Source organism: Xanthomonas sp. NCPPB 2250 (assembly GCF_056725265.1).
Window position 1 is genome coordinate 3545187 of the sequence record NZ_CM161520.1, and the last position, 23591, is coordinate 3568777.

Sequence of the window (23591 nt, forward strand, 5' to 3'; positions counted from 1 at the left end):
CGGCGAGGTTGGCTCGATCGGCATGCGCGCCTCGCCTCAAGGCATGTCGCAGCGCTGCACATCCGCAGCGGTCGCCTGCGGCAGGCGCTGTGCATGCGGCGCCAGCATCTCCCACTCCTGTACCGCCAGCGCGGCGTAGCGCTCGCCGCCGCCGGCGGCGTCCAGCACCGCGCGCACGCAGCGCGTGGTCACCGGCGCGAAGCGCAGTGTCTGCCAACGACCGGCAGCAGGGGCGTGCGTGCTCTGCGCCAGCGGCCACCAGCGCCCATCGCGGCGGTATTCCAGCCGCCAGCGCGTCGGCGGCGCCACGCCGGTGTCGGCGCCGGGCGGATGGTCGGCCCAGAACAGGATGCGGCTGCGCTGCAGCGTCACCGGTTGCGCCCAGCTGTATTGCAGCCATTGCTGCGGCGGGTTGTGCGGTGTCCAACTGCCCCATAGCTGCGGCGGCAACGGATTGCGCTTGACCCGGCCGTCGTTGAGCGCGGCGATCCAGTACTGGTGCGGGATGGCCGGGCCGTTGGACGCGCTGGCCTGCGCATAGCGGGCGAGGTTGCGTTGCGGCGGCAGCGGCGGTTGCGGCCGCCGCGTGGGCACCACCGGCAGGATCCGCGCCGGCTGCCGGGTGTCGTCCCACTGCAGGCGGTCGATCGCCACGCTGCGGCGGAAATGCCCGCCGCCCTTGGCATCGGCGGTGTGGTAGACCAGGTACCACTGGCCCTTGAATTCGACGATGCCTGGATGCGAGGTGGTCGAGGACACCGGCGGCAGGAGTACCCCGCGGTAGGTCCACGGGCCCAGCGGCGACGGCGCGCTGCCGTAGGCGATGCACGCGTGGTACAGCGTGGGCGTGCACTCCGACTCCGGCCCGGCATGGTTGCCGGCGTAGGCCATGTAGTAGGTGCCATTGCGCTTGAACAGCCACGGCGCCTCGAAGTAGCCATCCAGCGTGGTCACCGCCACCGCCTGCCCCTTCGGCGTGACCATGTCGTGCTCCAGCTCGATGCCGAACAGCTTGCCGAAGGTGCCCCAATACAGATACACGCGACCGTCGTCGTCGACCAGCACGGTCGGGTCGATGTTCTGGATCGCGTTGGGCGTCGGCAGCGATTGCGACAGGATCGGTCCCTGCGGATGCGCGTCGCGCCACGGCCCCAGCGGGCTGTCGGCCACCGCCACGCCGATCGCGAATGGATCGGCATTGCGCGATTGCGCTTCCTGCACCGGCGCATACAGGTAGTAGCGTTTATCCGGGCCCTGCACGATCTGCGCGGCATAGGCGTGGCCGGGCGCCGCCCAGGCGAATACCTGCTGCGGGCGCAGCAGCGTCGGGTAATGGGTCCAGTCGCCGCGGCCGACATCGTCGGTGACCAGCAGTTGCCAGCGGTCGATCACGAAGTCGTTGACCTCCGGCGCCGCCTCGTCGCGGCCGGCGATGATGTAGAGCTTGCCATCGGCGACCAGCGGCGCGGGGTCGGCCGAATAGGCGCGGCCATCGGCCAGGATCGGATTGCCCGGCGCGTGTACCTGCCGCGACCACGGCACAGCCGGTGCGGCAGCCCCCGCCAGACCGATGCAAGCAGCGCACGCCGCCAGCAGACAGGCGACTGCGCCGCGCGGGGAACGCCTGCTCATGGCGCCGCCTCCGCCTCGATCACAAGTTCCAACCACACCGGCAGCACGCCGCTGCCCTCGCGCCCCTGCGCCTGCCCGACCACGCTCAGGCGGCCGGGCTTGGCGTAGGTGGCCGGCGCCAGCGGCGACCATTGCACCGGCACGCGCTCACGCGAGCCGTCGTTGTACTGCACGGACACCCGCTCCGGCAGCGTCGGCGTCTCCCCGGCGCGCACGTGCAGTGGCAGCGGTGCCTGCACCGTGGTGAGCTGGCCGGGCGCGGTCGCGCGCACCCAGACGCTGGCGCTCACCGGCACGTCGCCGTCGGCCAGCCCCTGCACCTGCACGCGGCCCTCGCTAGCCAACGCCGCCGGATCCGGTGGCGACCAGCGCACGCCCAGCCAGGCCCAGCTGCCGTCGGCGAAGTAGCCGGCGATGCGTGCCGGCAGCGTCGGCGCCTGACCGGGCGCGATGCGCACGTCCACCGCTTCGGTCGCCACCGCGCGCTCGGCGAACACCTGCCATTCGTCCAGGCCGACCGCGTAATGGCCCTCGCCCTGCGCCGCGGTCTGCAGCACCGCGCGCAAGGCGGTGGTGACCACCGGCGCGAACGCCACCCGGCTCGGCGCGCCATGCACCGGATAGCCGCCGCGTACGGCGATATCGCGCCATTGCGTGCCGTCGAGGTATTGCAGGGTCCACGCGCGCGGCAGCGCCACCCCGCCCTGCGGCTGGTCGTCCCAGAAATACAGCACCGCGGCGCTCAACCGCTGCGCTTGCGGCCACTGGTACTGCACCCACACCGAGGCGGGCTGCGCGCGCCCCCAGCTGCCCCAGCGGCGGTCGGCGGCCGGCACCTGGTCCGGTGCCGGCAGCAGCCCATCGTTGAGCGCCTGCAGGCGGTGATGACCGGCAGTGAACTGCGCGCTCGGCGTGGCCTCGCCCTGTACCTGCATCGTCTGCCCGGCCGGCGTGGCAGCGGCGATCACCGCGACCTCGGCGTGCCCCTGCAAGGCGCCATCGTCGGCCTGCAGTTGCAGGGTGTAGGCGCCGGGCGCGGTGAAGCGCACCTCGGTGGTGGCCGCCTGCGGCTGCTCGAACAGCGCCGCGCCGCTGGGCGGTGACTGCAGCGTGCGCCAGTGCAGCGCCAGCGTGCCGTTCGGCAACGCGTCGTCGCCGACCCGGCCGACCAGGCGCATCACGCCGCCCGCCGCGCTGCCGTCTTCCTGCCAGGCCTCGACCTGCGGCGCCTGGTTGCCGTGCGCCGCCGGCACGGCGGTGCCGCTGGCATAGGCCTGGAGCTCCTTGATCCCGGTGCGCAGTGCGCCGGCATGCGTGACCTGCAAACGCCAGCGCTGCGCGCGCAGCGGCGGGAAGCGGATGCGGTTGCGGTTGCCCTGGGCGATCGGCGTCTCGCGTACCTGGCCGGGCACGGTCTTCCACACGCCGGCGTCGAAGTACTGCAGCACGTACAGCCACGGCGGCGCGTAGCCGGCGCGCGTGCCCGACGGGAAACCATGCTGTTCGCCCGGCGGCGAGGAGCTGCGATAGAAGTACACGCGCACGTCGTCGAGGGTCTGCGGCTGGCCCAGATCCAGTTCCAGCCAGTCGCTGGCGGCGGGCGAACCGGCCGTGCCCCAGAACGGCTCGTTGGCGGTGCTGCCGTCGACCGCGGCCGTGGCCGGGAAACCGTCGGTCGCGTAGCTGGCGCTGACCGCCGCGCCCTGCGCCAGATTGCGCGCGCCGGGCGGCAGCGCGATGTCGAGGCCGGCATCGGCGAGTACCGCACCGATCCGCGCCGCGCCGGGGAAGCGCACCTGCTGCGGCGCCTGCAGCGCCAGCCGGTGCGCGGCCAGCACGCGCAACGACGCCGCATCCGCATTGACCGCATCCGGCAAGGCCTCCACGCGGCCGCTGGCCGGGTCGTACAGCACGTGTGCCAGGCGATCGACGGTGAAGGCCAGACGCCCGTCCAGGTACAGCGAATAGCCCTTCGGCGCGGCCCCGTCGTAGTGGCGGCCGTCGCGATCCCAGACGATGCTCAGGTCGCGGTCGCGGTAGCGCAGGCGGTCGGCGGCGAAATGGTCCCAGCCGATGTCGATCGGATACAGCTCGATCAGGGCATCGCTGCGCGGACGCAGGCCCATCGCATCCTCGATCACGGTGAAGTTGGTGGCGCCGAGCTGGGTGTGGTGGATCCACGAGCGGTAGCCGATGCGGCCGCCGTCGGCGGCGCTGCCCTGCGCCCAGAACTCGTTCTGGTCCGGATAGCGGTTGTCGCCATCGATGTAGTGCGCCCACGCATTCCAGTACAGCAGCTTGCGGTAGCTGGACGCGTCCAGGTACGGGCTCGGGTAATCGCGCAACACGCTGCCGATCAGGCGGAACGCCACGGTGGAGTTGATCACCGAGAAGTTGTTGTTGCCGCCCTCCCCGCGCGCCTGCGCATCGGCCTGGTTGGCGGTGTAGAACGGGAACAGCGGAAATTGCCGGGCATCGGCGAACAGACGCAGCGCACGCACGTACTTGGGGTCGTCGTCGGCATCGCCGTGCCTGGGCATCAGGCCGACGCTGAAGGGGTAGTAGTTGTTGGTTTCCTTCCAGTCCACCGGCAGCCGCGGCCCATCGGCCTGGCGCTGCTTGAGCAGGTCGCCATGCAGGCCCATGCCATCGGCCTGCGCGCTGCGGTCCTGCCACAGCACCTCCAGCACGGCGCGGCGGATCTTCGCCGCCAGCGCCTGCATGCGCACCGCGGTGGCGGCGTCGCCGGCCAGTTGCGCGGCCTGCGCGGCGGCCAGCGCGTTGGCGTACACGTACGCACTCTCGCTGCGGTCCATGCGTGCTGCGCCATGGTGTTTGGCCCAGTCGAAGGACACCGCGTCGGCGTCGTTGCCGGTCATCGCCGCCCAGTCGTATTCGATCAGACCGTTGCCGTTGCGGTCGTAGGCGCGCAACAGCGCGTCCACGTCGTCGCTGGCGTAGCGCGTCAGTTGCCCGGCGATCGCCGGCGGACCGCCGTGCACCTGGTAGGCGCGCCAGGCGGCGGCACTGAGGTACTGGGCGTAGGAATTGGACCAGTTCTCCGGCGCGCCGGGGTTGTCCACGTACTTGCCGCCGCCTGCGGTCTCGCCGGCGCCGAGCCAGGAGCCGTAGGCGTAGAGCGGATCGCGCATGTACTTGAGGTCGTCGATGAACATGCCGGTGGTGAGCACGATGGCGTTGTCGTAGCCGAGCACGCCCTCGATCGCCACCGGGAACTGGTAGTCGTTGCCGGGCACCGCCGCGTCGAGGAAATTGAAGCGCAGCAGCCACCAGCGATAGAACAGGGTCTTGTCGAGATTGTCCTCGGGCGTGTCCAGGTACGGCAGGTTGTCGGCCCACCAGCGGTTGTAGGCGACGACATGGTCGCGATAGGCCTGCTGCGGCGATTGCGCGGCGATGCGCCGGTATTCCTGCAGCGAGGCAGGCAGCTCGCGCGCGACCAGCCCCAGCTGCACCTTCAGCGTCGGCGCGGCGCCGTGCGCCGGCACGGCCAGTGGCCGCGCGATGCTCACGCCATCGACCGCGAAGCCGTCGCCGGACAGGCGCGGAAACAGCGTGGTGATGGCGTTGTGGGTGACGAAGGCGCCGGTCAATTCGGCGCCTTGCGCATGCGTGGCCATCGGCGAAACCGCGCGCAAAGTCAGGGTATGCGCGACGCCGTCGATACTGGACACCGTGACTTCGGCCACCGCTACGTTCTGCTCGCTGATGAACTTGACCAACTGCAGGCGCACGCCTTCGCCGGCATACACGCTACTGAAATAGCTCGGCGTCTGCCGCCGCTGCGCACTGTCCTCGACCAGGGCGATCGGCACGCCGTTGCCCTCCAGTTGCAGGCGGAACAGCGCGTCGTGGCCGGTCTTGTGCACGTAGGCCACGTCGCCGACGAAGCCAGGCTCCTCCGGCTTGTGCGTGTACAGGTAGGCCGCGCGGCCGCGGGTGAACAGCCAGTTGTTGCTGTCGCCGAAACCGCCACCGGTGCCCTGCCGCGCCAGCAGGCGGTCGATCCAGAAATCGCGGCCGGGCGCGCTGCCGGCACCCGCCGCCAGGTCGGCGGCGAACACCCGCTGCAACTGGCCCTGTCCCTGCCCCGGCGCGAACGCCACGCCGCTATCCGGCAAGGGATGCGCATCGCCCTTGAAGTGCGGCATGCCGATCGCGGCATTGCTGGGCTGCAGGCCTTCGCCGTCGCGGTCGAGGTCGCTGACGGCGGCTGACGCCGCCGCCGTCGCAGCGAACGACAGACCAACCAGGAGCGCGATGGCGCCGCGCCGCACGCGCGATGCGGCGCCACCGGGTGCAGACGTGCGACTCAAAACTCGGTCCTGATCCGTGCCCAGAAGTAGCGTCCCAGCGTGTCGTAGGTGAACGCGTCGGTGTTGGCCGCACTGGCGTAGCCGTAGTAGCGCGGCGGCGTGCGATTGCCGAGGTTGTTCACGCCCAGTGCCAGGGTGGTATGCAGGCTCTCGAACTTCCGGCTCACGCTGGCATCGTGATAGGTCACCGTGCCGACCGGGAAGTACACGCAACTGCCGTCGGCAGCGGTGTTGACGCAGAAGTCCTCGTAGGCGCTGCCGACGGTGGTGCGCCCGATCAGGCGCGTGTTCCAGCTCGCGTGCCAGGGGCCGTTGTCCCAGTCGAGGGTGAAGTTGGCGCGCCAGCGCGGCAGGTTGCCGTAGCTGGATTGTTCGCCCACGTAGTTGTGCGGATCGCCGCTGAACTTGTAGCTGGACAGGTAGGTGGCATCGACACCGGCGCGGAAGCGGCCCCACGCCGTCTCCGGCAAGGCGTACTTGATGCCGAGGTCGTCGCCGCGGATGTCGACCTTGCCGCTGTTGATCGCGAACGGCACGGTCACGCTGACCAGTTGCCCGGTGGGGCCGCGCTTGATCAGCGGGCAGTAGGCGCTCTGGCCGTCGTAGCAGTTCTGCAGCACCTGATCCAGGCCGGTGCCGTTGATCATGTCGTCCAGGGTGACGCGCCAGCTGTCCAGGTTCAACGACAGGCCCTCGGCCCAGCCCGGGTCGTACACCGCGCCGATGTTGTAGGAGCGGCCCTGCTCGGGCTTGATCGCGAAGCCGGCGTTGGCCGAGCCTGTGGTGAGCACGGTGAAGGACGAGCTGTTGACGAAGCTGCCGTTGGTCGGCACGTTGGCGCAGGCCGCGGGATTGCCGCCGCCGGTGTAGCCGTTGCACGGATCGGTATAGGTGCCGGCGTCGTCGACCACGCCGTTGAACGGCGAGCCGTACAGATCGCCCAGCGCCGGCGCGCGGAACACCTGCGAGCCGGTGGCGCGGATCAGCAGGTTGTCGATCGGCCGCCATTCCAGCGCGACCTTGCTGTTGGTGGTGCTGCCCCAGTAGTCGTAGCGCGAGTAGCGCGTGCCCAGGTTGAGGTTCAGCGCCTGCGCACCGGTCACGCCCTTGAGCAGCGGCACCAGCACTTCGGCATACGCCTCCTTGATGGTCTCGTCGTGGCCCTGGTTCATGATGCAACCGTCGTTGTAGTCGCAGTTGCCGTCCGCATCGGCCGCCGCCACCGGGTTGCTTGTGCCCTGCGAGAAGCCGTTCTTGCGGAACGACAGGCCGAATGCGGCCTGCACCGCGCCGGCCGGCATCGCGAACAGGTCGCCGTTGACGCTGGCCTCGGCGAACTTCATCGTGCTCTCGTCGATCAGGTCGACCGCGCTCTGGGTGGCCTTGATGGCGGCAATGGTGGCCGGATCGTCCGGGTTGAACACGTTGATCGGGGTACAGCCGGCGATGACGTTGCCGGGTGTGCCGCACTTGATGGTGCCATCGCTGTCGCGGAACGAGGCCCCGACCGCGTTGTTCAGCGCCGAGGTGATGGAGAAGCCGTTGCGCACCAGGGTGTCCTTGTAGTGCGCGTAGCCGGCCGCCGCATCCCACTGCCAGCTGCTGTCGCCGAACTTGCCGCGCAAGCCGGTGACGATGTTGGTCTGGTACATCGTCGAGGTGTAGACGCGGGTGTTGGCCGGCACCGAACGCAGCAGGTAGCGGCTGAGCTGGGCGCCGAAGGGGTTGTAGTAGTTCTGCGCGGCGTTGGGCAGTTCCAGTCCGTAGGCGGTGAGCTGCGAGGTGGTCTCGCTGCGGGTCCAGAACATGTCCAGGTAGCCCTGCACGTTCGGGGTGAAATCGAACGTTGCGTGCGCGGAAGCGTTGGTGCGCTGCACCGGGGTGATCAGGTACTGCCCGGTGTAGGAGTTGTAGCCTTCCACCGCCTGGCTGTAGGTGTGGAAGTCGCCCGCGGTGACCTGGCCCGGCGCCAGGTTGGCGTTGGGCGTCAGCACGCTGCCATTGCGCAGGAAGGCGCGGGTGCCGTTGCCGCGGCGCTCCACCACCTGGCCGTTGAGATAGTTCTGCGCGGTGCGCGCGTAGTCGCGGTCGCTGTCGTACAGCGCGTTCATCGAGCTGCGGCTCACGCCCAGGATCAGCCCGCCGCGGTCCCAGGTCTTGCCCCACTCCAGGCCGAGCGAGCGCCGGTTGCCGTCGCCGTGGGTGCTCAGGCCGTAGTCGGCGGTGGCGGCGAAGCCATCGTACTTGTCCTTGAGGATGATGTTGACCACGCCGGCGATGGCGTCGGAGCCGTACACCGACGAGGCGCCGTCGGTGAGCACCTCGATGCGCTCGACCATCGCCGCCGGAATCGCGTTGACGTCCACGCCGGGCGCGGCGGCGACGCTGCTGGCCGGCCCGGCCATGCGATGGCCGTTGACCAGCACCAGGGTGCGCTCGGGGCCGAGGTTGCGCAGCGACACCAGCGCGCGGCCGTGGCTGAAGCCGGAGTTGAGCGCGACGTTGGGCATGTTGCCGGCCATCGCCGGCAGTTGCTGCAGCAACTGGCCGAGGGTGTCCTGGCCGCTGTCCTCGATGCGCTGGCGATCGATGGTGATGACCGGGCTGGCGGTTTCCGCGTCGACCCGGCGCAGATGGCTGCCGGTGACGCTGATGCGTTCCAGCGTGGTCGCCTGGGTGTCCTGGGTCTGTGCATCCTGTGCCTGCGCCGCCGGCGCGAGCAGGGCCAGCGCGGTGCAGATCGCCGCGGCCAGCGGACCGGGCTGCGGCGCGGCGCGCCAGGAACACGGGAGCAGCGGCGCAACGCGTTCGAGCAAAGACGGCATCGGAAATCTCCTGAGCGGCAGCCTGGCGATCGCCGGAACGCCGCCCTTCCCCAGGCGGCCGCCCCGTCGCCAGCGCGTGTGGCGGATACGAAAACGGACGTGTCCACGCATGCGCCATCGGATGGGACGATCCCGACGCCGCCTGCACGGCGACGCGCACGACCCATGCGCTGCGTCCCCGGTGACGTGCAGGAATCTCCCCCTTGGACATTCACTGCACGGCCACAATGTGCGCGTAGGATGCGCGCGGCGTCTTGTCGTATTTATCGGGAAAACGTGCGGAATACCGCACTGCCCCGCAGACCGGCGGGACGTTTCCGACTTTTTCGCCACTCAGCCGTAGACGGCGGAAATCGCCACCGTCGCCGTACTGCCGGCCGGCACCAGCACACGCTCGTTGCGCGGCCCGGACAGCGCCGCCGGCTGCCCGTCCAGCCGCACTTCCTGCAGGCGGGTGCCGGCCGGCACGCGCAGGGTCAGCCAGGTGCGTGCCGGCCGCTGTGCCGGCAGCGTCACGCTGCCGTCGATGCGCTTGCGCGCCGGATCCCCGCGCAGCGCCAGCGACACCCTGCCCCAGCGCGTCGGCGCCGCCTCGATCGCGATCGCCTCGCCGCTGCCCAGCCAGTCGCGCGGCACCGCCCGCGCCAGGAACAGTTCTTCGCCGGCACTGTCCTCGAACACCAGCATCCAGCGCAGCAGCAGCGGAATGGTCAACTGCGCGGGGATGCAGAACAGCGGCATGCCGCCGGTGACGCCGGTGACCTCGCCCGCCGTCCAACTCCCGCGGGTATGCACGTGGTAGCGGTGCGCGTACAGGAACAGCAGGTATTCCTCGACGCGATCCAAACGCAGCAACTGCTGCGCGTAGCCGTAGGAGATGAAGCCGAGCAGGTCGCGCGCTTCCGGCGTCGGCGCGGTGATGTTGCCGACCACGCCGAGGCTGGTGCCGCCGTGGCCGCGCACGCAATCGATGACCAGGTGTGCCAGGTCGTCGGGCAGCACGTCGGCCTGCAGCAGTTCGGCATAGGCGCGGTGCGGCCAGCCCTGCTCGCTGGGATGTTCCTGCTGCAAGGACTGGCGGAAGGTGAGCTTCGCCCCGGGCAGCGGGCCGATGTAGGGCGGCTGCAGGTCGCGGCGGACGTTGCCGCGCAAGGTGCGCAGCAATTGCGCGGACAGTTGCTGCGCGCGGCGCTGCCACTGCGCCGCGGCGGCCTGCCCGCCGGGCCCGGCGATGCCGGGCCACACCGCGGCCAGGTCCTGCCAGCCGCGCACCGCCAGCGCGCTGTTGGCGTAGTACGGCTTCCACCATACCTGCGGATCGGGGAACAGGCAGGCATCGGATTCGTTCCAGCCGTGGATCAGGCCGTGCCCCGGTGCCGACGCCGGCAGGCGCAGGCTGGCGTCGTGCAGCTCGGCCAACACCTGCGCGGTGGCGGCGATCTTGTCGCGGTGCTTGCGCAGCAGCGCGGCATCGCCGGTGTAGCGCAGGTAGCGCGCCAGCAGCGACAGGGTCAGCCCGAACTGGCCGGTCTCCGGGCCGCGCATGTTGACCATGCCGTCGGCCTGCACGAAATCGCTGAAATAGCCGTCCAGCACCGCCGCGGCCTGGGCGAAGCGGCCCCACTCCAGGTTGGCGTACAGGGAACTGGTGAAGGTGTCCTGGAAGCCGTCGTACTCGTTGCCGTAATAGTCGCGATCCACCGCGCCGTACTTGGGATAGGTGCCGCCCGGGCGCACCACCAGTTCGCGGGCGAAGGCGAAGCGCGCCATGTCGCGCCAACTCGGGTCCGGCGTCTGCGCCTGCACGGTGTCGGCGAGCTGCGCCTGCCAGTAGCCGGCGAAGGCGAGCAGGCCGCGGTAGAAGTCCTCGGCGCTGCGCGGGCCGCGCCGCGGCGGGTAGTCGGGATAACTGTAGCCGTACACCACCTTGCTGACCTTGCCGTGCTCGACCAGCGCGCTGCGGTGCCAGGTCTGCACCACGAAGCGGTCCTCGGCCAGCACATCCGCGAACAGCAGGATGTCGTAGTAGCGACCCTCGCCGGCCGGCACCACCTTGCGCACCGCAGGCATCCAGCCGCCGAGCAGGCCTTCGCTGCGGCGCCGCACCAGCTCGTCCTTGCCCAGCTCCGGGAACGCCTGGATGGCGCGATAGCAGCGGGTGCGCCCGTCCGGGTACACCGGCATGGTGTCGGCGCATTCGCGAGTGCCGACGAAGGTGGTCCACGGCAGGCGCCCGTTGTAGTCCTTGGGATCCAGTTGCGAGGCCGGCGGCGGCGCCACGTCGCGCACTTCGTCGGCGCGCGGGTCGCCATCACGCAGCAGGCGATCGGCGAGCAGGTCGGCATCGGCCATCGCCACTTCGGCCAGGGCCATGCCGAAATACGGCGCCTGCGCGGCCGGGTACACCGCTTCGGTGCGCTTGCCCAGCACCAGCGCCCCACCCGGCCCGCGCAGGGTCAGATCGCCGTCGGGCTGGCGCAGGTCTTCGTACACCTCCCAGGTCGCGCCCGCTTCGACGAAACGGCATTGCAGGGTGTGCCCGGCCAGCGCGTCGGCCGCCAGCGGCTGCAGTTGTGGCGGTGCCGGCGCACGCGCGGCGCTGGCCGCTGTCGGTGCCGCGGCGGCGCGCCCGGCCAGCACGTCCATGCCGGCGACCGCACCGACCGCCAGGCCCTGACGCAGGAAATCTCTCCGATCCATCTACCGTCCCCGATGCAATGCGATCGTCGCATCCTGCGCTGCGCACGCCGCAGCGTCTTGTGCGCTGTGCCGAGGATCGGTGCGGAAAATCGCATAGCCGCGTGGTCGCGGCGGTGCTGCGCTGCGGCAGCGCGATGGACCGGAGCGGCTTAGGCGAGCACGTCGAGCAGGCTGCCGATGCTGTCGTCGGCCGCGCGCAAGACCCGCGCATTCGCCTGGAACGCCGTGCGTTCGGTCAGCGTGCCGACCATGTCGTCGACCAGATCGCTGCCCTGCCCACCGGTTTGCTGCACCTGGCCAACTACGCCACCGCCGGCAGTCGCCTGGTTCACCGGCACAGAGCGCTGGAAGCCCTCGGTGGCGAGATTGGCGATGTTGTTGGCGCGCACCTGCAGCCCGGACGTCGCCGCGCGCATGCCGGACAGCGCGATCGAGGAACTGGGGGCGATGGCGGTCATGACGGGCCTGGGGCGCAGGGAGACTTGCCGGGTTATCGGCTGGTTTGGCGAGGTCTTGAGTGGGGGGATTGGGGAGTCGGGATTTGGGATTGGCAAGAGCGGATGCGCCGGCGCCAGTAGCCAAAGCCCCTCTCCCCTCGGGAGAGGGGTTGGGGTGAGGGTCCGGGCGCCGCGATGCCTCCGAAACGCCAGTGCACCACCCGTACCCTCATCCGCCCCTGCGGGGCACCTTCTCCCGAGGGGAGAAGGGAAAAGCCTAGCCCCTCTCCCGACGGGAGAGAGGTTGGGGTGAGGGTCCGGACGCCGCGATGCCTCCGAAACGCCAATGCACCACCCGTACCCTCATCCGCCCCTGCGGGGCACCTTCTCCCAAGGGGAGAAGGGAAAAGCCCGGCTCCGCAGGACCAGGAATCTCCGCGCCTTTACGAATCCCCAATCCCCAATCCCAAATCCCGGCCCCACCTACAGCCGATTCCACGCCGGCGTCGGCTCCCCCAACAGATGCCGCACGAAGAAGTCGTACTGGCGGCGCTGCACGTAATCGATGGAGCCGGTGGAGCGACCGACGGTGTGTTCGCCGCCGGGCACGACCAGCAGGTCGAAGTCCTTGTTGGCCTTGATCAGCGCGTTCACCACCTGCCCGGTCGAGGCCGGGTCGACGTTGCTGTCCTGCTCGCCGACGATCAGCAGCAGGTCGCCACGCAGCTTGGCCGCATTGTCCACGCCGGAGGCGCGCGCATAGCTGGCGTCCACCGGCCAGCCCATCCACTGCTCGTTCCAGCTGATCTTGTCCATGCGGTTGTCGTAGCACCCGGCATAGGCCACGCCGACCTTGTAGAAGTCCGGGTGTCGCTCCAGCGCGCCCAGCGTGCTCTGCCCGCCGGCCGAGGCGCCGTAGATGCCGACGCGGCCGATGTCGTAGGACGGATCCTGCGCCGCCAACGCCTTGTGCCAGGCGATGCGGTCGGGGAAGCCGGAATCGCCGAGGTTCTTCCAGGCCACGTCGTGGAAGGCCTTGGAACGGTTGGCGGTGCCCATGCCGTCGATCATCACCACGATGAAGCCCAGGTCGGCCTGCGCCTGCATGCCGATCTGCTTGTCGCCGCCGGAGTGGTAGCCGAACGGCCAGAAGGTCTTGGGCACGAACGAATCGTGCGGGCCGGCGTAGATGTTCTCGATCACCGGATACTTCTTGTGCGGGTCGTAGTCGCGCGGCCGCACCACCATGCCCCAGATGTCGGTCTTGCCGTCGCGGCCCTTGGCCACGAAGGTCTGCGGCGCGCGCCAGCCGGCGGCCTGCAGCTTGCGGATGTCGCCGCGCTCCACCACCTGCAGCAGGCGACCGTCGATGGCATGCAGTTCCATCACCGGGGCCATGTCCGGACGCGAATACACGTCCACGTAATGGCGCCCATCGTCGGCGATGGCCACGTCGTGATCGGCATCGACCTCGGTCAGCCGGGTCAGGTGGCCACCGTCGAAATCCACCGCGAACAGGTGCCGGTAGTACGGATCCTTGCCCACGTCCATGCCGCTGGCGCTGAACCAGATACGCCGCTGCGCATCGTCCACGCGCAGCACGTCGCGCACGATCCAGTCGCCCTTGGTGATCTGCGCCTTGATCCGGCCGCTGGCACCGTCGAACAGATACAGGTGGCGCCAACCGTCGCGCTCGGAGATCCACAGGATCTCCTGGCCCAGGCCGTCGACATCGTGGTGGTAGCTGCGGTCGGCGTACACGAAGGTCTTCGCGTCCTCGCCCACCGCCACGTGCGCCTTGCCCGTGGCCGCGTCCACTGCGATGGCGCGCATGCGCTGGAAGCCGCGCTGCACGTAGTCGAACACGAAGCTGGCGCTGTCGCGGCGCCACTGGATCGGCGAGAGCTGGTAGGGGTTGGCGAACAAGGCATCGTCGATGGCCAGGCGCTTGGGCGCACCGCCGCGCGCCAGCGCGTCGAGGTCGAACAGCACCGGCCGCTCGATGTCCACCGCATCGCCGGGCTTGGGATACAACTGGGTGCGCACCACCGGCTGGCCGCCGCCGGGCGGCGCCGCCTCGACGCGGGTGACGAGGCGGGGAAAACCGGGCTTCACCCGGTATAGCGCCAGCCGCTGCGAATCCGGCGACCATGCGAGCGTTTCCGGATCGTAGAAATCATCGTTGCGGCCATCGTCGGCCAGGCGCAACGTGTGCCCGTCCGCCACCGCGCGCAGCATCAGCGCATTGCCGTCGACATAGGCCTCCCAACGTCCGTCCGGCGAGCGCCGCGGGGTGGCGTCGGCCGGTACGCTGAGATCGCGCACCACGCCGAAGCCGCGCGGTCGCGGCTGCGGACCGCTGTCGGCGCGCGCGCAGACGTAGGTGGTGAGGGTGCAGCGCCACGGCGTCTCATCGAGCTCGAAGGCGATCGCCGCCTGCGGCTGGCCGCCCTCGGCGACGTAGGCGAAGCGCGTGAACGGCAGCCGCAGCGCCGGATAGGTGGTGCCGGTCGCCGCACTCAACGCGCGCGCCAACTGCTGCTGGTCGAACGCCGGCTGCTTGCGCTGGCTGGCCACGTCCTCGACCACGAAAGCGAAGCCGCCCGGCACGGTCTTGCGGTAGTAGAACGCACCGTCGTCGCGCCAATGCGCCGGCCAGGTCACGTTCTCGGTCAGGCCGATCCAGGCTTCGCGCAGGCCCAGCGAGCGCTGGTAGTCGGCGACGCTGGGCGCGGCCTGGGCGGCGCCGGCGCAGCAGGCCAGGGCGACGACGATCGATGCAACGAACTTGTTCATGCTGTTTCCGAGAGTTTCGATGGCACGCGTGTTCCTCGTAGGAGCGGCTTCAGCCGCGACCGGGCGTTACCAGGAGAGCCCATCGCAGCTGATCCCAAAAAAGGGACAAGAGCGGCTCCTACGTACACATCCATACAGGCGACGGACTACTCCCCGTCATCCTCTTCCAGCGCCAGTTCCTCAGGCCGCAGGCCGCTGCGCGCGCCCCAGTGGTAGCAACCGAGCGCGATCACCGCCACGCACAGCGTGTCCCAGGGATGCGCGATCCAGCCGCTGCCGCCGAAGGTGCCCAGGCGCGACACCACCAGCACCAGCGCGAAGAACACGATCAGCCACAGCACGCCGCGCACCTGCCGCCACAGTCGCGCACGGCCGGCGGCGTTGGGCAGGCGGTACAGCACGTACAGCGCAAACATCGCGATCTGCAGGCCGAGCAGCCACGACAACGTGCTCCAGGTCGACCAGTACACAATCAGGCCCGCGACGATGAACGACAGCGGCCCGAGCAGCGCCATGCCGCGCAATCGGAACGGTCGCGGCAGCTCCGGCGCGCTGCGCCGCAACGCCGCCACGGTGACTGGCGCCACCGCATAGCTCAGCACCAGCGCCGCCGACACCACCTGGATCAGCGTCTCCCACGAGGGGAATGGCAAGGTCCAGAACACCGACAGGCCCAGGCTCAGCCACAGCGCCGGGCGCGGGATGCCGGAGGCGGCGTCCACGCGCGTCAGCACCGGCAGGAAACCGCCGCTGCGCGCCCAGCCGTACACCACCCGCGGCGTGGCGTTCATGTAGATGTTGCCGGTGCCGCTGGGCGAAATCATCGCGTCGCAGATCACCAGTGCCGCCAGCCAGCCCATGCCCAGCGCCAGCGCGATATCGTGGTACGGCAGCGAGAACGCCTTGTCGATGCCGCCCCAGCCATTGGCCAGATGCTGCGCCGGCACGCCGCCGAGAAAGGCGAGTTGCAGCAGCACGTAGATCACCGTGGACAGCGCCACCGACAGGATCAGCGCGATCGGGATATTGCGCTGCGGATCGCGCACTTCGCTGGCCACCGACACGATCGGGGTCAGCCCGAGGTAAGCGAAGATGATGCCGCCGGCGGAGATCGCCGCTTCCACGCCGGCCGCACCGAACGGCGCGAAGCCCTGCACGTGCAGGTTGCGCGCATCGAAGTGCGCCATCAGCAGCACGATCACCAGCACCGGCACCAGGAACTTGAACACGCTGACGATGTTGTTGGCGGTGGCGAAGGTCTTGACGCTGTAGTAATTGAGCAGGAAGAACGCGACCAGCAGCGCCAGTTGCAGCAGCCAGCCGGCGACGCTGGGATGGGTGCTGCCGGCCTGGTTGAGCCAGGGGAACCACGCCGCGGCGTATTGGCGCGCTGCTTCCACTTCGATCGCGATCAGGCTGGAGAAGGCGATCAGGGTGATGAAGCCCATCAGCCAGCCCAGCAGTACGCCGTGCGAGTACTCCGGGTAGCGCACCACGCCGCCGGCGCGCGGCAGCGCCGCGCCGAGTTCGCAGTACACCAGGCCCAGCAGCAGCACCGCCACGCCGCCGGCGATCCACGAGACGATGCCGGCCGGCCCGGCGATCGCCGAGACGTGGCTGGCCGAGAACAGCCAACCGGACCCGAAGATCGAGCCCAACCCGATGAAGGTCAGATCGGTGAGGCTCAAGCGCTTGTGGAACTTGCCTTGTGCGGCCATGGCGTCTCCCGCTGGATTGGTGTCACTGGCGATTCGATGATCTGCGGCGTTCCCTACCCTCACCCCAACCCCTCTCCCGGTGGGAGAGGGGCTTCGCTCCCTTCTCCCTCCGGGAGAAGGTGCCCCGAAGGGGCGGATGAGGGTACGGGCGAAGCCTCGTGCAGCCGAAACACCGCATGCGCTTCGCGTCCGACCCTCACCCCAACCCCTCTCCCGAGGGGAGAGGGGCTTATTGCTCCCTTCTCCCGTCGGGAGAAGGTGCCCCGAAGGGGCGGATGAGGGTACGGGCGAAGCCTCGTGCAGCTGAAACACTGCATGCGCTTCGCGCCCTACCCTCACCCCAACCCCTCTCCCGAGGGGAGAGGGGCTAAAGCAACCGGCCGAAGCCGGCTCTCCCTTCTCCCACCGGGAGAAGGTGCCCCGAAGCGGCGGATGAGGGTACGGGCGAAGCCTCGTGCAGCTGAAACACCGCATCCGCTTCGCGTCCGACCCTCACCCCAACCCCCCGCTCCGCGCCCCGGCCCGCGCTTGCGGCGCGGGCGCTCAAGGGCACGCGCGCCAGTGGCGCGCAAACCGTGCCCTTTCGCCCCGAAGGGAGAGGGGCTTATTGCTTCGCCGCCTCCTTCGCCCACGGCGACTTCCCACCCTCGGCAATGAACCGGTCGATGCGCTGCTCCAGCACCGGCAACGGCACCGAGCCGGTTTCCAGCACCGCGTCATGAAACGCGCGCAAATCGAACTTCTCGCCCAGCGCCTGCTCCGCCTTGCGCCGCAGCTCCAGGATCTTCAACTCACCCAGGTAGTAGGACAGCGCCTGTCCGGGCCAGGCGATGTAGCGGTCGACCTCGGTGGTCACCTCGTGCTCGCTGAGCGCGGTGTTGTCGCGCAGGAACGCCTGCGCCTGCTCCCGCGTCCAGCCGTCGTGGTGGATGCCGGTGTCGATCACCAGCCGGCACGCGCGCCACATCTGGTAGGTCAGGTAGCCGAAGCGGTCGTACGGGGTGTCGTACATCCCCATCTCCTGCCCCAGGTATTCCGAGTACACCGCCCAGCCCTCGCCATACGCGGAAATGAAGGTGTAGCGGCGGAAATCCGGCAGGTTCTCCTGCTCGGCCGCCAACGGCATCTGCAGCGCATGGCCGGGCGAGGACTCGTGCAAGGTCAGCGCAGCAAGGTTGTACAGCGGCCGCGACGGCAGGTCGTAGGTGTTGACCAAGTAGATACCCGGGCCGCCACGGCCGCCGGTGTAGAACGGCGCCAGGTCCGCCGGCACCGGCTCGATCGCGAAGCGCTGCCGCGGCAGCCGGCCGATGTAGTCGCCGATCTTGCCGTCCACGCGCTTGGCGATCCACGCCGCGTCCTTGAGCAGTTCCTCCGGGGTCTTGGCGTAGAACTTGGGATCGGTGCGCAGGTAGTGCAGGAACGCCGGGAAGGTCTGCTGCCCCGGCGGGGTCTTGAAGCCGCTGTCGGCGATCGCCTGGTCCATCTCCTTGCGCAGCCGCGCCACTTCCTTCAGGCCCACCGCGTGGATCTGCTCGGGGCTGAGGTCGAGCGTGGTGTATTCGCGGATCTGCGCGCGGTAGTACGCCGCACCGTCGGGCAGCGATTCGGCGGCCAGCGCAGGGCGCGCCTTGGGCAGGTATTCCTCGCGCATGAAACGCAGCAGCTTGGCGTAGGCCGGCACCACCTGCTGGGCGATCGCCGTGCGCGCCTGCGCGCGCAACTGCGCCTGCAGCGGCGCCGGGATCGTCGCCGGCATCTGCTTGAACGGGGTGTAGAACAGATTGCTGTCGCCCGGCGCCTGCGCGACCTCGGCGATCGACTGATCGCGACCCTGCAGGGTCACCGTCGGCTGAGCGAAACCGCGCGCCAGGCCGGCGCGCATGTTGGCGATCTGCTCGTCGAAGTAGCGCGGGATGTCGGCGAGCTGTCCGAGATAGCGCTGGTAGTCCTCGCGGTTGCGCAGGGTGGCGCGCGCGGTGAACCCCAGGTCGCTCCAGAACGCGGTGTCGCTGTTGAACGGCATTTCCCAGGCGCGGAACCGCTGCTGGTCGAGCAGCACCTGCAGTTGCTGGCGATAGACCTGGTAGTTCACCTGGTCCTGCGCCGACAACTGCGCCGGGTCGATCGCATCCAGGTCATGCAGCGTCTGCTGCCAGTAGGCGGTGCGCTGCGCCTGGGTGGCCGGATCGACCTTGGGCAGGTGATCGGCGGCCTGTCCCTGCGCGTCCTCGTCGTCGGCGCCGGCAAACTGTTCCTGGCGCCATTTCCACTCGCGCTGGTACAGCGCCTTGAAGCGCGCGCCGGCATCGCCGGCGGGGGCAGCGGCGGCCGGCGCGGCAGTCTTTGCCGGCGCGGCGGCGGCAGCGCCCTGCCAGGCCAGGGTGCAGGCGATGGCCAGGGCCAGCGCCGTGCGCAGTCGGGAACGGGAGGTCATCGCGAAGTCTCCGAAGTGGCAGGGGCGCCGGCCTGGACCTGGGCGATCCAGGCGTCGATGCGCGCGTCCAGCAGGTCCAGCGGCATCGCGCCGCCGCCGAGGATGGCATCGTGGAAGGCGCGGATATCGAAACGGTCGCCCAGCGCGCGCCTGGCCTTCTCGCGCAACGCCAGGATGTCCAGTTCGCCGAGCTTGTAGCCCAGCGCCTGGCCTGGCCAGACGATGTAGCGGTCGGTCTCGGACTGGATGCTGGGTTCGTCGTCCGACGGATGCGCGTGGAAGAAGTCGAGCATCTGTTGCCGGGTCCAGCGCTTGTAGTGCACGCCGGTGTCCAGCACCAGCCGGTTGGCGCGCAGCAGTTCGCCGGCCAGGCGACCGTAGTCGCTGTACGGATCGCGGTAGAAGCCCACCTCCTTGCCCAGCCGCTCGGCGTACAGCGCCCAGCCTTCCACGTAGGCGTTGTAGCTCGACTGCTGGCGGAACGGCGGCAGCGGCAGGGTCTGCGCCAACGAGATCTGCAGGTGATGGCCGGGCACGCCCTCGTGATACGCGGTGGCCTGGATGTTGACCAGGGTGCGGTGCGCGTAGTCGCTGGTGTTGACCATCACCAGCCCCGGCTTGCTGCCCTGCGCGTCGCTCTGCCAGTACTCGGCACCGGGGGCGGTGGCGCGGAACGCGGGCATCGCGCGCACCTCCAGCGGCGTCTTCGGCAGCGTGCCGAACAACGTCGGCAGCTTCGGCTGCATCTGCGCGATGTCGTCGCGGTAGCGCTGCAGGATCTGCTCGGGCGAGGTGGCGAAGAACTTGCGGTCATGGGCCACCGCCGTGCGTAGCGCAGCCAGGTCGGCATAGCCGAGCTGCTTGGCGATGACGCCCATCTCGCCCTCGATGCGCGCGACCTCGGCCAGGCCGGTCTGGTGGATCTGCTCGGGCGACTGATCGGTGGTGGTCTGGGTGTGGATCGCAAAGCGGTAGCGGCGCGCACCATCGGGCAGCGACCACATGCCTTCGTGGGCACGGCCCTGCGGCGCGTATTCGTCGGCGACGAAGTCGGCGAGCTTGCGATAGGCCGGGCGCACCTGCCGGTCGATCGCCGCGATCATCGCCGCGCGCAGGCGCGGCCGCTCCGCCTCCGGCACGGCCGCGGGGAATTGCTGCAGCGGTGCGGCGAACGGACTGTCGGCCCCGGCCGGCGCGGCGATCTCGCGCACCTGCGCGGGAATGCGCTCGAGCAGGTACTTCGGCTGCACCAACCCGTCCCTAGCGCCGGCGCGCGACAGCGCCACCGCCTGGTCGAGCAGCGCCGGGATCGCCTGCAGGCGCTTGATGTAGTCCTCGTAGTCCTTGACGCTGGCGAACGGGAACGCCTGTGCGTAGCCCGGCAACGCCACCTGGATGCCGCCGACCGGCTCCAGCGGCATCTCGTCGTTCTTCAGCGCGATCGCCTCGAGCCGGTCGCGCAACTGCCGCTGCATCATCTGCAGGCTCAACCGCTCCTGCGCCGACAGCGCCTTGGCATCGACCGCGTCGAAACGCGCCAGGAACGCCGCAGTGGCCTGGCGTTCGGCTTCCAGCGCCGCCGGCGAATAATCGCTCCAGCGATCGTTGTAGCGGCTGTCGCCGATGATGCTGGCGAACTCCGGATGGTGTTCGAGCTGGTACTGCCACTGCGCGTCGAGCAGCGCGGCGAAGGCCTGCGATGGCGAGGCGGCAGCCTTGCCCGGCGCCGTTGCCGCCGGCGTGGAAGGCGCCGACGGTGCAGACCGCTGACAAGCGCTCAACAGGACCAGCGCCAGCATGCTGACGGCGGGCAGACGCATGTGTTTCATCGTGATACCCCGCGAGGCGACATGCGCCCGTGACACACAGCGGCGGCCGCCGCGCAGACGTTGGAGGCGGCCGCCCTGCGCATCAGGCGAACGGCCGGTCGATCGCCGGCGACGGCGGCGTGAACCACTGCGCGCCGTCTTCGGTCACGTAGAAATGATCCTCCAGGCGCACGCCGAACTCGCCCGGCACCACGATCATCGGCTCGTTGCTGCAGCACATGCCCGGCGCCAGCGCCAGCGCATTGCCACGCACCAGGTACGGCGCCTCGTGAATGCTCATGCCGCAGCCGTGGCCGGTGCGGTGCGGCAGCCCCGGCAGCTGATAGTCAGGGCCGAGCCCGGCACGCTGCAGCACCTTGCGCGCGGCCTCGTCCACCACCGCGCAGGCCACGCCCGGCCGCACCGCGGCGAAGGCCGCCGCCTGTGCGTCGTGCTCCAGTTGCCAGATGCGCCGCTGCTTCTCGCTGGGCTCGCCGAAGATGTAGGTGCGGGTGATGTCGGAGTGGTAGCCCTGCACCGTGCAGCCGGTGTCGATCAGCACCAGTTCGCCCGGGCGCAGCGCCTGCACGCCGGGAATGCCGTGCGGATACGCGGTGGCGTGGCCGAACTGCACGATGCAGAAGGTCGAGCCGTTGTCGGCACCGAGCGCGCGGTGCGCCTGATCGATGAAGCGGGTCAGTTCCGCGGTGGTGATGCCTTCGTGGATCAGCCCGGCGGCCAGGCGCTGCACCTGCAGGGTCATGTCGCAGGCCTGCTGCATCAGCGCCAGTTCCGCTGGCGACTTGCGCATGCGGCAGCCGTCGACGATGGCCGCCGCATCGCGGATCGCGATCCGGCCCAGCACCGCCGTCAGCCCGGTGTGCACCGCGAAGGCCACGCCCGGATCCAGCGCCAGGCTCTGCGCGTCGAGTTCCAGCAGAGCCTCGGCGACCAGCGCGTGCGGATCCTCGTGTTCCTGCCACAGGCGCTTGCGCACCGGCACCGACAGCACCGCGTCCAGCGAGCCTTCCTCGAACGCCGGGCAGATCAGCAGCGGATCGCCTTCGGCGGTCAGCAGCATCGCCACCAGGCGCTCGCTGGCGCCCCACGGCACGCCGGTGAAATAGCGCAGCGAGGCGCCGGCGCCGATCAGCAGCGCGTCGGCGCCATGCGCGCGCATCAGCGCACGCGCGTTGGCCAGGCGTTGCCGGTACTCCTGCTCCTGGATCGCCGGCGCGCCGTGCGGCCACGGCGCCAGTTGCGCGTGCGCCTGCTCCAGGGTCAGCCCGCCGATCTGGGACTGCTCGCTCATGCGCTGCGCTCCACGTCGGCGGTACTCCAGCAGCCGTCGATCAAGCGCTGCACGCCGCCGGGATTGCGGTCGCGCAGCAACGGCGGCAGCAATGCGTCGGGCACACCGTCGTAGCTGTGCAGCGCGGCGAAGCGGCGGATCGCCGCGGGCATGCCGACGGCAGTGAAGCCCGGATGGCCGGTGCTCGGATACGGACCACCATGGTTCATCGCTGGGCTCACCGCCACGCCGGTCGGCATCTTGTTGCAGATCAGGCGGCCGACCCGCGGGCGCAACGCCGCGGCCAGCGCGGCGAAGGCCATGTCGTCGCTGCCGTCGGCAGCGCGATACAGGGTGCCGGTGAGATTGCCTTCGAAGCTGCGCGCCAGGGCGGTCAACTGCCCCAGCCCGCCGCCGCGCACGATCAGGCTGACCGGGCCGAACGCCTCGGTCTGCAGCGCTTCGGGCTGCTGCAGGAACGCCTCGGCCGACACTTCCAGCAGGGTCGGCGCATGCCGGTAGCCGGGGCCGGCATCGGCCTCGCCGCCGGCCAGCACCGCGGCGCCGGCATCGCGCAGCGTGCCTACGCTGCGCTGCAGGTGCTCCAGCACGCCGCGCGAGAACAGCAGCGCCGGCGCAGCCGCGGCGAAATGCGCGGTGGCCGCGGCGACGAAGGCATCGCCCGCCTCGCCCTCCGGCACCACCACGATGCCCGGGTTGGTGCAGAACTGGCCGCTGCCCATGGTGCAGGAGGCGAAGAACTCCTGCGCCAGCGCCGCGCCGCGTTCGGCCAGCACGCCCGGCAGCAGGAACACCGGATTGACGCTGGACAGCTCGACGTAGGCCGGCACCCCGGCCCGGTCGGCGGCGGCCTTCAGCGCCAGCCCGCCGGCACGGCTGCCGGTGAAGCCGATCGCGCCCAGCCGCGGATCGCCGGCCAGTTCCAGGCCCAGCGTATTGTCGAAGTGATACAGCAACTGCACCGTCGCCGCCGGCAGGTCGTTGGCCAGCAGCGCCTGGTGCGCGAGCTGGGCCAGGCGCTGGCTGGTGGCCGGATGCGAAGGATGCGCCTTGGCGATGACCGGATTGCGCGCGACGATGGCCGAGGCGAAATCGCTGCCGGCCACCGCGTTGAACGCGAACGGGAAATTGTTCGGGCCGAACACCAGCACCGGCTTGTGCAGCGGCCCCAGCTGCGCGCGCAGGCCGGCCGCGGTGTCGATCACCGGCTGCGCCCAGCTGTGGCTGCGCGCCGCCTGCGCGGCCTGGCGCAACTGCCCGCTGGCGCGCGGCAGTTCCACCTTGGCCAGGCGCGGCTCCACCGGCAGTCCGGTTTCCGCGTGTGCCAGCGCCACCAGACGCTCGACGTCGGCGTCGATCGCGTCCGCATACGCATCCAGGAACGCGGCGATGCGTTCCGGCGCGGCCGCAGCCAGCGCGTCGGCGCTCAGCGCCGCCGCGCTCAGCGCCGCTTCCAGGTCGGCGGCGCCGCTGATCGGGAACGACGGACCGAACTCGCTCCCGTCGCGCGGGTCCTCGGCGCGGAAGCTACCGCGCTCTTCCAGGGAGGCCTGCCAATGGCCGGCCAGCAACAGCGGTTGCATGCTCAT

Annotated in this window: 11 protein-coding genes; all 11 read right to left on the bottom strand. The window is 70.0% G+C overall.

Annotated features, from left to right (window positions below):
• Nucleotides 1-36: 36 nt before the first annotated feature.
• The 11 genes from AC1PMG_RS14125 to AC1PMG_RS14175 all read right to left on the bottom strand — a co-directional run bounded on the left by AC1PMG_RS14125 (nt 37) and on the right by AC1PMG_RS14175 (nt 23591).
• Nucleotides 37-1632: a family 43 glycosylhydrolase gene (locus AC1PMG_RS14125; RefSeq protein WP_481109310.1), complete on the bottom strand. Its 1596-nt coding sequence runs from the start codon at nt 1630-1632 to the stop codon at nt 37-39.
• The gene (locus AC1PMG_RS14130; RefSeq protein WP_481111675.1) at nt 1629-5804 is read right to left on the bottom strand and encodes an Ig-like domain-containing protein; all 4176 of its coding nucleotides are present in this window, start codon (nt 5802-5804) and stop codon (nt 1629-1631) included. Before AC1PMG_RS14130 ends, AC1PMG_RS14125 begins: the two co-directional genes overlap by 4 nt.
• Before the next feature lie 161 nt (nt 5805-5965).
• On the bottom strand, nt 5966-8794 hold the full coding sequence (locus AC1PMG_RS14135; protein ID WP_481109311.1) for a TonB-dependent receptor: 2829 nt from the start codon (nt 8792-8794) through the stop codon (nt 5966-5968).
• Nucleotides 8795-9127: 333 nt separating this feature from the next.
• Nucleotides 9128-11494, bottom strand: a complete 2367-nt coding sequence (locus tag AC1PMG_RS14140) for a Tat pathway signal protein (protein ID WP_481109312.1) — start codon at nt 11492-11494, stop codon at nt 9128-9130.
• A gap of 149 nt (nt 11495-11643) precedes the next feature.
• The gene (locus AC1PMG_RS14145) at nt 11644-11952 is read right to left on the bottom strand and encodes a flagellar basal body protein (RefSeq protein WP_481109313.1); all 309 of its coding nucleotides are present in this window, start codon (nt 11950-11952) and stop codon (nt 11644-11646) included.
• A gap of 462 nt (nt 11953-12414) precedes the next feature.
• Nucleotides 12415-14727: a S9 family peptidase gene (locus AC1PMG_RS14150; protein ID WP_481109314.1), complete on the bottom strand. Its 2313-nt coding sequence runs from the start codon at nt 14725-14727 to the stop codon at nt 12415-12417.
• Nucleotides 14728-14873: 146 nt separating this feature from the next.
• Nucleotides 14874-16445 (bottom strand): APC family permease, encoded by a 1572-nt coding sequence (locus AC1PMG_RS14155; RefSeq protein ID WP_481109315.1) that lies wholly within the window; start codon nt 16443-16445, stop codon nt 14874-14876.
• A gap of 604 nt (nt 16446-17049) precedes the next feature.
• Nucleotides 17050-18882 (bottom strand): DUF885 domain-containing protein, encoded by a 1833-nt coding sequence (locus tag AC1PMG_RS14160; protein WP_481109316.1) that lies wholly within the window; start codon nt 18880-18882, stop codon nt 17050-17052.
• Nucleotides 18879-20711, bottom strand: coding sequence for a DUF885 domain-containing protein (locus AC1PMG_RS14165; RefSeq protein WP_481109317.1), 1833 nt, complete (start codon nt 20709-20711; stop codon nt 18879-18881). The genes AC1PMG_RS14160 and AC1PMG_RS14165 overlap by 4 nt, the downstream gene beginning before the upstream one ends.
• Before the next feature lie 82 nt (nt 20712-20793).
• A complete protein-coding gene (locus AC1PMG_RS14170) occupies nt 20794-22002 on the bottom strand; it encodes a M24 family metallopeptidase (protein WP_481109318.1) in 1209 nt (402 codons plus the stop codon).
• Complete coding sequence (locus AC1PMG_RS14175; RefSeq protein WP_481109319.1) at nt 21999-23591, bottom strand: aldehyde dehydrogenase family protein; 1593 nt, start codon at nt 23589-23591, stop codon at nt 21999-22001. The genes AC1PMG_RS14170 and AC1PMG_RS14175 overlap by 4 nt, the downstream gene beginning before the upstream one ends.